This is a genomic window from Bradyrhizobium sp. JHI2711, assembly GCF_056156565.1.
This window is the reverse complement of record NZ_JBPZPT010000003.1, coordinates 540822-554425: the sequence shown is the minus strand read 5'-3', so window position 1 is coordinate 554425 and position 13604 is coordinate 540822. Positions and strand designations below refer to the sequence as shown.

13 protein-coding genes are annotated in these 13604 nt (G+C 65.8%); 4 read left to right on the top strand and 9 right to left on the bottom strand.

Features of this window, described 5'->3' with window-relative positions; all coding sequences use genetic code 11:
- Nucleotides 1–38: 38 nt before the first annotated feature.
- Both groL and ACTEK7_RS24905 read right to left on the bottom strand, forming a co-directional pair.
- The gene (gene groL, locus ACTEK7_RS24910; protein ID WP_036014289.1) at nt 39–1670 is read right to left on the bottom strand and encodes a chaperonin GroEL; all 1632 of its coding nucleotides are present in this window, start codon (nt 1668–1670) and stop codon (nt 39–41) included.
- Between the two features lie 118 nt (nt 1671–1788).
- Nucleotides 1789–2085 (bottom strand): co-chaperone GroES, encoded by a 297-nt coding sequence (locus ACTEK7_RS24905; RefSeq protein WP_008544107.1) that lies wholly within the window; start codon nt 2083–2085, stop codon nt 1789–1791.
- Between the two features lie 313 nt (nt 2086–2398).
- Between ACTEK7_RS24905 and ACTEK7_RS24900 the strand changes: the two genes are divergently transcribed.
- Entirely contained in the window at nt 2399–2920 is a 522-nt protein-coding gene (locus ACTEK7_RS24900; RefSeq protein WP_036014287.1) for a hypothetical protein, read from the top strand.
- A gap of 234 nt (nt 2921–3154) precedes the next feature.
- Here the strand turns inward: ACTEK7_RS24900 and ACTEK7_RS24895 are convergent, their stop codons facing one another.
- Complete coding sequence (locus tag ACTEK7_RS24895) at nt 3155–3940, bottom strand: protein phosphatase CheZ (protein WP_225147337.1); 786 nt, start codon at nt 3938–3940, stop codon at nt 3155–3157.
- Between the two features lie 316 nt (nt 3941–4256).
- Between ACTEK7_RS24895 and ACTEK7_RS24890 the strand changes: the two genes are divergently transcribed.
- Complete coding sequence (locus ACTEK7_RS24890; protein ID WP_225147338.1) at nt 4257–5087, top strand: L,D-transpeptidase; 831 nt, start codon at nt 4257–4259, stop codon at nt 5085–5087.
- A gap of 649 nt (nt 5088–5736) precedes the next feature.
- On the opposite strand, the gene ACTEK7_RS24885 is transcribed toward ACTEK7_RS24890, so the two are convergent.
- From ACTEK7_RS24885 to ACTEK7_RS24860, 6 genes are all read right to left on the bottom strand, one after another.
- Nucleotides 5737–6552, bottom strand: coding sequence for a DUF2076 domain-containing protein (locus ACTEK7_RS24885; RefSeq protein ID WP_036014279.1), 816 nt, complete (start codon nt 6550–6552; stop codon nt 5737–5739).
- A gap of 124 nt (nt 6553–6676) precedes the next feature.
- Nucleotides 6677–7522, bottom strand: a complete 846-nt coding sequence (locus ACTEK7_RS24880; RefSeq protein WP_225147339.1) for a ChbG/HpnK family deacetylase — start codon at nt 7520–7522, stop codon at nt 6677–6679.
- Complete coding sequence (locus tag ACTEK7_RS24875; RefSeq protein ID WP_036014274.1) at nt 7519–8556, bottom strand: glycosyltransferase family 2 protein; 1038 nt, start codon at nt 8554–8556, stop codon at nt 7519–7521. Before ACTEK7_RS24875 ends, ACTEK7_RS24880 begins: the two co-directional genes overlap by 4 nt.
- Nucleotides 8557–8642: 86 nt before the next feature.
- Entirely contained in the window at nt 8643–9620 is a 978-nt protein-coding gene (gene hisG, locus ACTEK7_RS24870) for an ATP phosphoribosyltransferase (protein WP_036014272.1), read from the bottom strand.
- A gap of 3 nt (nt 9621–9623) precedes the next feature.
- On the bottom strand, nt 9624–10775 hold the full coding sequence (locus ACTEK7_RS24865) for an ATP phosphoribosyltransferase regulatory subunit (protein ID WP_225147340.1): 1152 nt from the start codon (nt 10773–10775) through the stop codon (nt 9624–9626).
- Nucleotides 10776–11012: 237 nt separating this feature from the next.
- A complete protein-coding gene (locus ACTEK7_RS24860) occupies nt 11013–11768 on the bottom strand; it encodes a 16S rRNA (uracil(1498)-N(3))-methyltransferase (protein ID WP_225126875.1) in 756 nt (251 codons plus the stop codon).
- 209 nt (nt 11769–11977) lie between these two features.
- On the opposite strand from ACTEK7_RS24860, the gene ACTEK7_RS24855 reads away from it, so the two are divergent.
- Both ACTEK7_RS24855 and ubiA read left to right on the top strand, forming a co-directional pair.
- A complete protein-coding gene (locus tag ACTEK7_RS24855) occupies nt 11978–12640 on the top strand; it encodes a hypothetical protein (protein WP_057027638.1) in 663 nt (220 codons plus the stop codon).
- Nucleotides 12637–13569, top strand: coding sequence for a 4-hydroxybenzoate octaprenyltransferase (ubiA, locus tag ACTEK7_RS24850; protein WP_225147341.1), 933 nt, complete (start codon nt 12637–12639; stop codon nt 13567–13569). The genes ACTEK7_RS24855 and ubiA overlap by 4 nt, the downstream gene beginning before the upstream one ends.
- Nucleotides 13570–13604 lie beyond the last annotated feature (35 nt).

Here is a 13604-nt window from a genome sequence, read left to right as displayed (position 1 = left end):
GGAGGCGGCCTTCGCAACTCTGTCACGGAACGGAAGGCTTAGAAGCCGCCCATGCCGCCGCCGGGGGGCATCGCGGGCGGAGCTTCCTTCTTCGGCATCTCGGCGACCATGGCTTCGGTAGTCACCAAGAGGCCGGCCACGGAAGAGGCGTCCTGCAGCGCGGTGCGCACCACCTTGGCGGGATCGATGATGCCCTTCTCGACCATGTCGACATAGTCCTCGTTCTGGGCGTCGAAGCCGAAGGTCTCGGACTTGTTCTCCAGGATCTTGCCGACCACGATCGAGCCTTCCACGCCGGCGTTCTCGGAGATCTGGCGGATCGGGGCTTCCAGCGCCTTCAGCACGATGTTGATGCCGGCCTGGACGTCGTCATTGGCGTTGGTGAGACGGCCGACCGCCTTCTTGGCGCGGAGCAGCGCGACGCCGCCGCCCGGGACGATGCCTTCCTGAACCGCGGCGCGGGTGGCGTTGAGCGCGTCCTCGACGCGGTCCTTCTTCTCCTTGACCTCGATCTCGGTGGCGCCGCCGACGCGGATCACCGCGACGCCGCCGGCGAGCTTGGCGAGGCGCTCCTGCAGCTTCTCGCGGTCGTAGTCCGAGGTGGTCTCCTCGATCTGGGCCTTGATTTGGCCGACGCGGGCCTCGATGTCGGGCTTCTTGCCGGCGCCGTTGACGATCGTGGTGTTCTCCTTGTCGATCACCACCTTCTTGGCGCGGCCGAGCATCTTCACCGTGACGTTCTCGAGCTTGATGCCGAGCTCCTCGGAGATCAGCTGGCCGCCGGTCAGGATCGCGATGTCCTCCAGCATGGCCTTGCGGCGGTCACCGAAGCCCGGCGCCTTGACGGCCGCGACCTTGAGGCCGCCGCGGAGCCGGTTGACGACCAGGGTGGCCAGCGCCTCGCCCTCGACGTCCTCGGCGATGATGACGAGCGGCTTGCCCGACTGCACCACGGCTTCCAGCACCGGCAGCATGGCCTGCAGGCCAGAGAGCTTCTTCTCGTGCAGGAGGATGTAGGCGTCCTCGAGCTCGGCGGTCATCTTCTCGGCATTGGTGACGAAGTAGGGGCTGAGATAGCCGCGGTCGAACTTCATGCCCTCGACGATATCAACCTCGGTCTCGAGCGACTTGTTCTCCTCGACGGTGATGACGCCCTCGTTGCCGACCTTCTGCATCGCCTGGGCGATCATCTTGCCGATGGCGGCATCGCCGTTGGCCGAGATGGTGCCGACCTGGGCGACCTCGGAGGAGGCGGCGACCGGCTTGGCGCGCTTCTCGATGTCCTTGATGACGGCGGCAACCGCGGTGTCGATGCCGCGCTTGAGATCCATCGGGTTCATGCCGGCGGCGACCGCCTTGGCGCCTTCGCGCACGATGGCCTGGGCCAGCACGGTCGCGGTGGTGGTGCCGTCGCCGGCGAGGTCGTTGGTCTTGGAGGCGACCTCACGCACCATCTGGGCGCCCATGTTCTCGAACTTGTCCTCGAGCTCGATCTCCTTGGCGACCGTGACGCCGTCCTTAGTGATGCGGGGGGCGCCGAAGCTCTTCTCGATGACGACGTTGCGGCCCTTCGGGCCGAGCGTCACCTTGACGGCGTTGGCGAGAACGTCGACGCCGCGCAGCATGCGATCGCGCGCGTCTCCGGAAAACTTGACGTCTTTGGCAGCCATGGTCTGCAATCCCTCGTGTTATGTGATGTGTGTTGTCTTGTGCCGTGCGGCGGAACGATGGATGCCCGGATCGCCTGGATCCGGGCATGACATTCAGCGGCTGTTCAGGCGGACGGCCTTAGGCCAGCACGCCCATGATGTCCGACTCCTTCATGATCAGGAGCTCTTCGTTGTCGATCTTGACCTCGGTGCCCGACCACTTGCCGAACAGCACGCGGTCGCCGACCTTGAGGTCGATCGGGATCAGCTTGCCGGTCTCGTCGCGGCCGCCGGGGCCGACGGCGACGATCTCGCCCTGGGACGGCTTTTCCTTGGCCGTGTCCGGAATGATGATGCCGCCCTTGGTCTTTTCCTCGGCGTCGATACGTTTGACCACGACACGGTCATGCAGCGGACGAAATTTGGATTTAGCCATGACGTTTCCCTTTGGAGGCTCGCTTCGGAAGTAGTGGGGTCGGTGGGGCGGCGCTTCCGTCCCCCTCTCGTCGAGGATCGAACGGCGCGCTTAGCAATCGGGCTTTCCGAGTGCTAATAGTGGGTCCGGAAATATGGCTTGGCCGCGATCCTGTCAAGCAAAGGTGGTTAAGCGATTGTTGAGGCGGATATAGGATGGTGGCATTGGAAACTCGCTCGGGGCGTCGCCGTAAAGAACGACGTCATTGCTCCGGCAGCGGTTTTGCGCTTGGCTGCGGGAGGGGTGCGGCCATGGTCTTGTTCGGGGGAATGCCATGATCAGTTCGGCTCACGCGCGCACGGTTGCCAATCTGGCGGCCGCCTCTTGTCTGGCGCTGCTGCTGGGCGCCTGCGGGGGCGGCTTCAACCTGCCGTCCCTCACGTCGTCCCCGCCGCCGCCCGAAGCCGAACCTGGCGTCGCTCCGGAAATGCCCGCCAGCATCCGCGCCGACGAGATCGTCGGCCGCTGGGGCCTCGCCTCGTTCCAGAACCCGGCCGATCGCGCCCGCACCGAGAAGATGGCGCGTGAGCAATGCAGGAACCCCTACGTGATCACCGCCGGTTCCTCCGGTGGCGTGATCATGCATCTCGCCGACCAGGCGACGCCGCAGGAGCTGCGGCTGAAGGGCTCGCCGAGCGGCAAGAACTACATCGGGCCGGCCGGCCCGACCCCCGGCGACCAGGACCGCGAAATCGTCTCCTTCGACGGTCGCGTCATGATCACCCGCTTCATCGACAAGGACGCCGGCACCCGCTACGGCAACATGGTCTACGTCCGCTGCGCGCCGAGGGCGTGACGGTCTCTTACCCTCTCCCCTTGGGAGAGGGTGGCTCGCCGCGTAGCGGCGAGACGGGTGAGGGGTCTATCTCCTCACGAACGGTCTTGCGAGTCGAGAGAACCCCTCATCCGGCGCTTCGCGCCACCTTCTCCCACAAGGGGAGAAGGGAAGAAGAGTTCACGATCTGCACCGGCCAAAACAAAAAACGCCGGCCCAACGCCGGCGTTTTTGTTATTCCGATGTCGTCGCCGCTCAGTCGAACAGCGCGTCGATGTCGTCCTGCGAGGCGTGGCCGACGTCGCCGGCGAGCTTGGGGCCGTTGAGGAGCTTCTCGTCCTCGGTGCGGTTGTCGACCGGCGCCGGCACATGGGACTTGATCGCGTCGACGCCGCCCCAGATCTCCATCATCGCGTTGATGTGCTGCTCGATGAACTTCATCGTGCCCATGACCTTGCTGATGCGCTGGCCGGTCAGGTCCTGGAAGTTGCAGGCTTCGAAGATCGAGATGACGCGTTCCTGGATGTCGTCGGCAAGGCGCTTCTGCTGATCGATCGAGTCCACCTTCGACATCGCGCTGGCGGCCTGGTCGATCGATTCCGCGGCTTCGAGGATCTGCTGGGTCGCCTGCTCGGTGCCGCCGACCACCGCGCCGAGCTCGCCGTTGACCTTGGCCATCTCGCCGCCGTCGAAGCTCTTGCCGTGCAGCGTCGCGATCTCGCGCTTGGTGCGGTCGATGGCGTCGTGGATGAGGTCGAGCTCGACCTTCAGCTTCTCGCACTGCTCGATCTGCGCCCGGTAGGTATCGAGCATGGTGCGCGCTTCGGCAAGCTCGTGCGCGGTCGAGGCGTCGATCGCCGCCATGGCAGCGCTGCCGGACAGCGGGGCCGCGACGATGCCCTTCGCCATCTGGGCGCGGATCGCGCGCAGCTCGGCCATGATCTCGCTATGCATCGGGAGTGCCTCTTCAGTTACGTCTACAATGGGCATCTCGCCACCGACGATATCTTCGACGCGAAAACGCTTGCGGTGAACAGCCATCAGGATACTCCCCCCACCTCACTCACGCGTCTTTGTAGGCAGAAGCGATTTAACACGAAGTTCACAGCAGGAACTGCTGATCGGCCGCGCGCGACGCGGCGCAAAGAAGCGATTAACCATCACCGCGCGGCGTTCATCGAAAATAAACGCTGATCGCCAAATTGCAGGCGCGCTCGCGACGTGGTGAATCCAAACGCGCTGTCCGTTTACCAAACAAAACGGCTTTTGCTTTTTATTGACCACGTCGAAGAGCGCGGATCAGCCACCGGCTCTCCACGACGCATGTGATCTAGACGAAACAGTACAGAGTACGTCGATGTTCAAGAAAATGTCTGTCGCGCTGCTCGGCAGCGCTTGCACCTTCATGGCCGGCGCGAACGACGCGGGCGCCTTCGACAACAGCGTGCCGAACGATCCGCCCGCAGTGCTGTACCAGCCGCGCGTGCCGCCGGCGCCGGTGCGCATGGCGTCCCATTCCAACATGGGCGGCGGCTTCATCGAATTCCTGTTCGGCGATGGCCCCGGCCGCGGCCCGGCCTACGCGCCGGAGCAGCCGGTGTATCAGCAGCAGCCGGGCTATTACGACCAGCGGCGCCTGCCGCCGATGGGCGAGCCGCAGATGCAAGGCGGGTATCAACAGGGCGGATATCAGCAGGGCGCGTCTCTCCAGCAGGAGCCGGTCGATCCGCGGCAGCGTCCGTTCGATCCGAAATTCGAGAAACAACTCGTTGACTATAGCGGCAAGGAAAGTCCCGGCACGATCGTGGTCGATACGCCGAACAAGTTCCTCTATCTCGTCGAGGGCAACGGCCGGGCATTGCGCTACGGCATCGGCGTCGGCCGTCCCGGCTTCACCTGGTCCGGCGTGAAATCGATCACCGCCAAGCGCGAATGGCCGGACTGGACGCCGCCGGCGGAAATGCTCGCGCGCCGGCCCGATCTGCCCAGGCACATGGAAGGCGGCCCGGAAAATCCGCTCGGTGCCCGTGCGATGTATCTGGGATCGACGCTCTATCGCATCCACGGCTCCAACGAGCCCTGGACCATCGGCACCAACGTCTCCTCCGGCTGCATCCGCATGCGCAACGAGGACGTCATCGATCTCTACGGCCGCGTCAATGTCGGCACCAAGGTCGTGGTGATGTGAAGCGTCATGCGCTCGATGGAGCGATCAAGTCCGGGTGCCGCGTCGGCTCGAAATGCGCGGCGTCGAAGGGACGCTGCCGCCGCCAAACGTCCGCCTGAATAGTCCTACGTCCGCTGACGGTGCCTCGACCCGCGACGAGGGACAGCGGAGCGGCGAGGACGAGCTGATGAAGCCGAATGCGGTGCGCGAGCCGAGCGGTTCAGCCGCCGCACCGACAGCTCTGCCTTCCTGAGGCGCTCGTGCAGTCCCTCCAACTCGTACAATTCGGTGATGAGATGGGTCGTGACGTCGCTCAGGGTCGCGATGCGCTGTTGAAGTGAACTCATTCTTAAAACCCCCGACTGTAGCCAAGAGAGGCAGCCACGATGTGTGGCAGAAGCAGTGTGTTCTTCCAATTGAACACCCATGTCCAAATTTGGAAATCCGGGAGTCTACGGCGGCGTGTGTCGGAGGACGATTTCGCCCGGCATGGTGAAGTCAGGCGCACCTCGTGACGTTCTGCACGGTGCTGTCCGACAACGCACGTACTAGTCATATTATATCGAATGGCATCATGGCGTGTGGTGGCAGAGCAGAACTGCGTTGAGCTCTGCTTGAACAGAAATCGGCCGCCCGGAGGCGGCCGTTCCACATCTGTCGGTCGAATGGCCTACGCGTAATCGCTGCCGCCGTCGTCGTCGCCGCCGAAATCGCTGTTGTCGGCCGTGTCGAAGCTGTCGTCGTGATCGTTGCCGTAGTTCTGGTCGTAGTTGTCGCGCTCGTTCGACGCCTGGTCGAAGAAGCCCTGGCGGGATTCCCGGTTCGAGCCGATGTCATCGAGGCCGGCCTCGCGCGCCAGCGACCCGCCGGACTGATCGCCGCCGCCCCAAGGACTTCCACCAGCGCTGCGGTCGCCGAGCGCGTTGCTGTCGCCAAAACCCTGCTGGTGCGATCCGCCCATCATGCCGCGGATGCTCGAGAGCAGCAGCGAGCCGCCGACGACGCCGGCTGCGGCCGCCGCCGCCGTGCCGAGGAACGAGCCGCCGCCACCGCCGATCGGCGGAGCGCCCTGACCCGGACCTTGGCCGTAAGCCTGTCCGTAAGGCGGCGCGCCGTAACCCGGCTGGCCTTGCGGCATCGCCTGGCCGGTGTTCCAAGCCGGACGCTGCTCACGCTGCGGCACATTCGGCACCGAGCCGCGGGACGGGCCGCCGCCAAACAATGTGTCGCGCATGGTGTCGAGGAAGCCGCCGGACTGCGCCTGCTCGGGCGCGTGGGCCGCTTCCAGCTCCTGGATGCGGGCATTGGCGCGCTTCAGCGCTTCGTCCTGGACCAGCGTGGTCTGCACCAGCGCGTAGATGGCGCCGGGCGCCTTGCGCAGCCCGTCGGAGATCGCGGCGATCGCATCGGGATCGCGCTGTGCATTCTCCAGCTTAGAAAGCCGGTCAAAAAGGTCGTCGACGAGCTGGCGTTCCTGCGGCGTCATGATCTGTCTCCTTCGCGCCAAACCAAGCGCGAGAGGAGATGTAGGGTTCCATTATGGCCCCAACAGTGCCGGCCGGATTAAATTTCGGTATGCGACAAGCTGCCTCTGGGCCGCTTTTCGCCGTTCATTCCAGTGTCACCTTGCTGTCGGCCAGCAGGTGCGCGAACGCATCGCCCGCGAGATAGGCGTGCTCGCGCTCGCGCACGTCGGTCATCGGATCGAGGCCCCTGAGAACATCATCGACGAAGCCGGGATGGCACATCACGAGGCCGCCATCGGGGAGGCCCTCCAGGAATTGCCGCATCAGCGCGCCGAAATCGGCGGCGCGTGTGAAATCATAGGCGCCGGCGAAGCCGGGGTTGAAGCTGAGGCCGGCACTGCCGGCGCGGCGGCGGAATTGCGCGCTGAGGATATCGAGCACCATGGCCTTTGGGGAGGCCAGCCGTTGCTTCAGCGGCAGGTCGCGGCCGCCTTGGCGTACCCAGGCGTTCGGCGCGACTTCGTTGACCGCATCGACAAAACCGTCGCGCACCTGCGGGAAGAGCTGCACATGCTGGTGACCGTCGACGAAGTCGGGGGCGCGTCCGAACGCGTCCATGAAGGCGGCCAGCTGTGCCTTCACCTCGTTGCGGATGAATTCACGGTCGAGCCGGCGCATCAGTCCGGCGCGCAGCAGCTTGGGAAAGGCGAAGAACATGTCGCCGTCCAAGGGGCGGAAATGCATGGTGAGCGGCCGGAACGGCGCCGACAGCGTCACGTGCAATCCGATCGCGCAACGCGGGCTTTGCGTTGCCGAAGCCTGCAGCGCCTCGACGTCGCCGCGCGCGATCGCGGGCCCCACCATCATCACCGACGTCGCATTGAGGCGGCCGCGTTCGATCAGGTCGCGAATGGCGCGGTTGACGCCCGGGCTGATGCCGTAATCGTCGGCGCAGAGCCAGATCCGCCGCGGGCTCGCGGCCACGCTCATTCGGCTGCCGTCCTGCTCGCGGCATCATCAGCTTCGGAATGCTTCTCGCTGTGCTCGGCGACGAAGTAGATCGGGCGCGCCTTCAGCTCGGAGAGGATCTTGCCGATATATTCGCCGACGATGCCGATCATGATGAGCTGCACGCCGCCGATCGTCATCAGTCCGATCACGAGCGAGGGATAGCCGGGCACCTGCTTGCCGGTCGTGAACACTTCCCAGAGGATCGAAAGGCCGAACAGGAAGGCGCCTCCTGCGAGAATGACGCCGAGCAGGCTGGCGAAGCGCAAGGGCGCCACTGAAAAGGACGTCAGGCCCTCGATCGACAGGCCAAGCAGGCTCGCGGCGTTGAAGGTGGTGACGCCATGGGCACGCGCTGCGGGCTCGTAGTCGACGCGGATCTGGCGGAAACCGATCCAGCTGGCGAGGCCCTTGAAGAAGCGGTTGCGTTCCGGCAGCTGCCTCAGCGCCGCGACCGCGCGCGGCGACAGCAGGCGGAAATCGCCGGCGTCCTCCGGAATCTTCTGACGGGCGCCCCAATTGATCAGCGCGTAGAAGCCGTGCACCGCGACCCGGCGCAGGAAGGACTCGTTGTCGCGATGCGCCTTGGCGGTATAGACGACGTCATAGCCGTCATCGATCCAGTGCCGCACCAGCTGTTCGACCAGCGCCGGCGGATGCTGGCCGTCGCCGTCCATGAACATCACCGCGCCGAGGCGGGCATGGTCGAGCCCCGCCATCAGCGCGGCCTCCTTGCCGAAATTGCGCGACAGCGACACCACCTGGACGTCGATGGCGTCGGCCGGCAATGACCGCGCGATCGACAGCGTCGCATCCTTGCTGCCGTCGTCGACATAGACGACTTCGCAGGACAGGCGATAGCGCTGCCGCAGGGTCTTGGCGAGCTCGCAGATGCGCTGATGCAGGCCGGCAAGGCCAGCCGCCTCGTTGTAGACGGGGATGACGATCGACAGCCCCTTCGCGGCTGCGCTGGCTGCGGTGGTCGTCATGCCGGATACGTCAGAGCCCAGCGTCATCGATCAAGGTTCCAGAGGTGTTTAGGTCTTCTCAACCGCATATGGTAGCTGCCGTTTGCTGTCGCAAAGCTGAACAAACCTTGGGCTCACCGCCGCAGGAACGCCTCCAGCCTGGCGAACAGCGGATTCTCGCGGTCGAACACGTAGTCGAGCGACACCACCGAGACGGTCTCGGCGCCATGCTCGCGCAGGAAGCTCGCCAGCGCGTAGAGCTGCCCCGGTGGGCAGTGCAGGGTCAGCATGCCTGACGAGGTCGGACCGCCGAACGGGGCCTCCACGCCGAACCGGCTGTGGGCTTCCCCGAGCAGGGCGGCATCGCATTGGCGGAAGCGGGTGCGGACTTCGCGGTACTTGTTGGCCCGCGCCCGTGCTGCGATGTGATCGAGGATGACACGCGCCGTCTCGCGCGCCTGCGGCGACCAGTCGGCCTCCTTGGCGGCCACCAGATTGGCCTGGCTGCGCAGGATCACGCCGTCATCGAGCACCCGCAGGCCGTTGGCCGCGAGCGTCGCGCCGGTCGTGGTGATATCGACGATCAGCTCGGCGCTGCCGGCCGCCGGCGCGCCTTCGGTGGCGCCCGCGCTTTCGACGATGCGGTAATCGCTGATGCCGTGAGCCTGGAAGAAGCCGCGGGTGAGGTTGACGAATTTGGTCGCGACCCGCATCCGCATGTGATGCTGCTCGCGGAAGCCGGTGGTGACGTCGTCAAGGTCGGCCATGGTGCGGACGTCGATCCAGGCCTGCGGCACCGCGACGACGACGTCGGCATAGCCGAAGCCGAGCCCGTCGATCAGCGACACGCGCTTGTCGGCATCGGCGATGTTCTCGCGCACCAGGTCTTCGCCGGTGACGCCGAGATGCGCGAAGCCGCGCGACAATTGCGCGGCGATCTCGCTCGCCGAGAGATAGGCGACCTCGACATTGTCGAGGCCTGCGATGGTGCCGCGGTAGTCGCGGGCGCCGCCGGCCTTCGACAGTTTGAGGCCGGCACGGGCAAAGAAGGCCTCAGTGTTCTCCTGCAGGCGGCCCTTGGAGGGAACGGCCAGAACGAATGGCGCGCTCATGACTTAAGCTCCCACCTTGCGGCCGATCCGGTTCAGCGCCTCCACCCAGACCGAGAAGCCGACCGCCGGAATCGGCTCAGCTGATCCGAGCTGGGTCATCAGCCCGTCGTAGCGGCCGCCGGCGACCAGCGGCTCGGTGCCGTTGCCGCTGTGATGCAGCTCGAACTCGAAGCCGGTGTAATAATCGAGCCCGCGCCCGAACGCGGTCGAGAAACGAATCTGCCTCACGTTGATGCCGCGCGCGGCCATGAAGCCGACCCGGCTTTCGAACTGATCGATCGCAGATGCGAGATCGAGCTTCGCGTCCGTCGTGAGTGCGCGCAGCTCGGCGATGGCGTCGTCTGGATTGCCCGAAATCGACAGGAAGCGCTTGAGCACGGCGATCGCCTCGCGCGGCAGCGCGCCGCCCTTCAGCGTCGATTGCTCAAGGAAGCGATCGGCGATCTCTGCCGTGGTGCGGCCGCCGACATTGGTGGTGCCGGCGATCGACATCAGATCGGTGACGAAGGCGAGCGCCGCCTTGCGGTCGGAGCCGGCAAGGGCCGCCAGCACGCCCTCATACTCGCTGCGCGTCGCGGTGGTCGCGGCCGCCAGCCGCTCCAGATCCTGCTCCAGGCTGATCTTGCGGTTGAAATCCTTGACCAGGCGGCGCCGCCAGACCGGATAGAGATTGAGGGCGTCGAGCAGCGCATTGAACAAGGCGACATCGCCGGTGCGGATCTCGACTTCGCGGACGCCGAAGGCGGCCGTCGCCTCCAGCCCCAGCGCCAGCATCTCGGCATCGGCCGCGGCGCGATCCTGACGGGCGAACGATTCGATGCCGGCCTGGAGGAATTCACGGGCCTGGCCGCTACGGTAGCGGAACACCGGACCGAGATAGCTGAACCCCGCCGGCTGGCCGGCGCGCCCCGAGGCCAGATAGTCGCGCGCGACAGGAATGGTCAGGTCCGGGCGCAGGCAGAGCTCCTCGCCGGAGAGGTCGGTGGTCAGGTACAGGCTCTTGCGGATGTCCTCGCCGGAGAGGTCCAGGAACGGCTCGGCCGGCTGCAGGATGGCGGGTTCGGCCCTCACATAGCCGGCCTGCGCAAACGACAAGAGCAGCGTATCCGCCCAGGCGGCGGAGCCGGCAGCATTTGAGGTGGCAGTCGCGGTCATCTCTGCGGTCCATCGCCCGGCGGAACCGGGCAGGCAAGGGGAGGCGAATTGGCGCAGCCCTTAGCATGGCCCGACAGCGGTTTCGACCTCCAAAGGATCAATCGCTTAACGGGTGGGCAATTCGTCATGGCCGGGCTTGTCCCGGCCGTCCACGCCTTGCCCACCGGCGCAAAAGGACGTGGATGCCCGGGACAAGCCCGGGCATGACGACGCCATGCGTTTGCACCGCTGACGAAGTTAGCTGGCCTTTCCGCTCCAATCCCCCAGCACCGCTTGCACCAGCGCCAGAGCGGCGACCGCGGCGGTGTCCGCCCGCATGATGCGGGGGCCGAGCGCCAGCCGCAGGATTTTGGGCTGGCGCAGCAACAGCGCCCGCTCTTCCTCGGCAAAACCGCCCTCGGGGCCGATCAGCACGTCGATACCGCGTCCGACCTCGCGCGCGCCTTGCAGGCTCTGAACGGGATTCTGGACCTCCGCCGCCTCGTCGCAGAAGATCAGCAGGCGGTCGGCGGGCCGCTGGCTCAGGAAGCGCTCCAGCGGCACCGGCTCGGCCACGCTGGCGATGCTGAGGATGCCGCATTGCTCGGCCGCCTCGACCACATTGGCGCGCATCCGCTCGGTGTTCACCCGGGACGCCTGGGTGAACCGGGTCAGCACCGGCTGCAGGGCGGCGGCGCCCATCTCGATGGCCTTCTGCACCATGTAGTCCAGCCGGGCATGTTTGAGCGGGGCAAAGACGTAAGTGAGGTCGGCGAGATGGTCCTGGGGCCGGGTCTGCTGCAGGATCACGAGGCCGTCCGGCCGCTTGCGGCCCTCGATGGCGGCCTGCCACTCGCCATCCCTGCCGTTGAAGGCCAGGACCTCGGCCCCGGCCGCCAGCCGCAGCACATTGCCGAGATAGTTGCTCTGGTCGCGGTCGAGCGGCACCCTGGCGTCCTGGGCCAGGGTGGCATCGACGAACAGGCGGGGGGCGCGAAAATCGTGGGAAGGCATCGCTTGGGATCCGATTACCGGCCGTTCTTAACCGAAAGGCGCCATTTCGGGGGTAAATATTGCCGAACTGGTGCGTCCCAGCGCCGCGCTCTCGCCCTATTCCACGGGTTGTTAAGCGCCGGCGGGAATCGTAAAAACGCGAACACGCTGGTCGCGCTTCAATTGGGAAGCCCTGAACCCCGTAAGCTCCTGCCGGAGAGACTGTCTTGATGATCCGCCATTTGATGGTTCCGATCACTACCGCCATGGTGGCCATGGGTGCTGCGGGCGCGTCTGCGCAAAGCGCGTTCCCGGCGCCGCTGCCCAACCAGGCTGCCGCCAATTCCCCATTTCCTCCGGTCAACGGGTCGGCACCCGCAGCTTCGCTCGGTGCGGCGCCGCAATCGTCCTTTCCCGTGAACGGTGCTGCCCCGATCGGTGGCGCCGGCGCTTTCAGCGCGGCTCCCCCGACGCAGGCCGGTCCCGGTGAGGACTGCATGAAGGCTTTCATTCCGCTGCGCGAGGAAGCCGAGAAGCGCGGCAAGCTGATCAAGGCCGCGAGCGATCGTCGCGCGCAGCCGGACGAGGCCTGCAAGCTGATCCGCAATTTCAGCCAGGCTGAAGTCAAGATGATCAAGTACATCGAGACCAATGCCGCCAAATGCGGAATCCCGCCCCAGATCGGTGCGCAGCTGAAGGAAGGTCACAAGAACACCGAGGCCATGGCGACGAAGGTCTGCAACGTCGCGCAACAGATGCAGAACCAGCCGCGCGGTCCGGCCGGTCCGTCGCTGAGCGAGGTGCTGGGCTCTGGCTCCGCGCCCGAGGCCAATGCCGGCAGGAAGGGTGGCAGCACCTTCGATACGCTCAACGGCAACGTCCTGACCCGATGAGCGATACATCCGCCCGCGTTGCCGATTCCACCGGCAACTGGGTCGATACGCTCGCGCCGCATTGGGCGCGGCCTTACCTGCGCCTGTCCCGCTTCGATCGCCCGATCGGCTCCTGGCTTCTCCTGATGCCATGCTGGTGGTCGGCGGCGCTGGCCGCCGGCATGGCGCATGACGTTCGCGGCCTGCCGCTCACCATCGTGCTGTTCTTCATCGGCGCTTTCGTCATGCGCGGGGCCGGCTGCACCTGGAACGACATCACCGATCGCGACCTCGACGGCAAGGTCGAGCGCACGCGCTCGCGGCCGCTGCCGTCGGGGCAGGTGACCACCAGACAGGCGCTGGTCTTCATGGTCGCGCAGGCGCTGGTCGGTCTTGCGGTGCTGCTGCAGTTCAACCGCTTCGCGATTGCAACGGGCATCGCCTCACTCCTGATCGTCGCGATCTATCCCTTTATGAAGCGCATCACCTGGTGGCCGCAGATCGTGCTCGGGCTCGCCTTCTCCTGGGGCGCGTTGATGGGGTTTGCCGTCACCTTCGGCCGCATCGACGCCACCGCGCTCGTGCTCTATGCCGGCGCGATCTCCTGGGTGATCGGCTATGACACCATCTACGCGCATCAGGACACTGAGGACGACGCGTTGATCGGCATCAAGTCGACCGCGCGCCTGTTCGGCGCGCATACGCGCCAGGCGCTGGTCCTGTTCTACGGGCTCGCGGTGATGCTGATCGGCGTCGCGCTGGCATCTGGCGAAGCGCGCTGGCCGGCCTGGCTTGGGCTTGCCGCCTTCGCCGCGCATCTGGTGTGGCAGATCGTGCGGCTGCGCATCAACGATCCCGAGCTGTGCCTGCGCCTGTTCAAGTCGAACCGCGATGCCGGCTTGCTGTTGTTTGCGGGATTGCTCGCCGACGCGGTGCTGCGGGCGGCGTGACGCGAAATGCGTAGGGTGGATTAGCGAAGCGTAAT

What these genes read in the sequence shown, in the direction of transcription:
- groL (WP_036014289.1), bottom strand. Translation starts at nt 1,670, where the DNA reads ATGGCTGCCAAAGACGTCAAGTTTTCCGGAGACGCGCGCGATCGCATG.
- ACTEK7_RS24905 (WP_008544107.1), bottom strand. Translation starts at nt 2,085, where the DNA reads ATGGCTAAATCCAAATTTCGTCCGCTGCATGACCGTGTCGTGGTCAAA.
- ACTEK7_RS24900 (WP_036014287.1), top strand. Translation starts at nt 2,399, where the DNA reads ATGATCAGTTCGGCTCACGCGCGCACGGTTGCCAATCTGGCGGCCGCC.
- ACTEK7_RS24895 (WP_225147337.1), bottom strand. Translation starts at nt 3,940, where the DNA reads ATGGCTGTTCACCGCAAGCGTTTTCGCGTCGAAGATATCGTCGGTGGC.
- ACTEK7_RS24890 (WP_225147338.1), top strand. Translation starts at nt 4,257, where the DNA reads ATGTTCAAGAAAATGTCTGTCGCGCTGCTCGGCAGCGCTTGCACCTTC.
- ACTEK7_RS24885 (WP_036014279.1), bottom strand. Translation starts at nt 6,552, where the DNA reads ATGACGCCGCAGGAACGCCAGCTCGTCGACGACCTTTTTGACCGGCTT.
- ACTEK7_RS24880 (WP_225147339.1), bottom strand. Translation starts at nt 7,522, where the DNA reads ATGAGCGTGGCCGCGAGCCCGCGGCGGATCTGGCTCTGCGCCGACGAT.
- ACTEK7_RS24875 (WP_036014274.1), bottom strand. Translation starts at nt 8,556, where the DNA reads ATGACGCTGGGCTCTGACGTATCCGGCATGACGACCACCGCAGCCAGC.
- hisG (WP_036014272.1), bottom strand. Translation starts at nt 9,620, where the DNA reads ATGAGCGCGCCATTCGTTCTGGCCGTTCCCTCCAAGGGCCGCCTGCAG.
- ACTEK7_RS24865 (WP_225147340.1), bottom strand. Translation starts at nt 10,775, where the DNA reads ATGACCGCGACTGCCACCTCAAATGCTGCCGGCTCCGCCGCCTGGGCG.
- ACTEK7_RS24860 (WP_225126875.1), bottom strand. Translation starts at nt 11,768, where the DNA reads ATGCCTTCCCACGATTTTCGCGCCCCCCGCCTGTTCGTCGATGCCACC.
- ACTEK7_RS24855 (WP_057027638.1), top strand. Translation starts at nt 11,978, where the DNA reads ATGATCCGCCATTTGATGGTTCCGATCACTACCGCCATGGTGGCCATG.
- ubiA (WP_225147341.1), top strand. Translation starts at nt 12,637, where the DNA reads ATGAGCGATACATCCGCCCGCGTTGCCGATTCCACCGGCAACTGGGTC.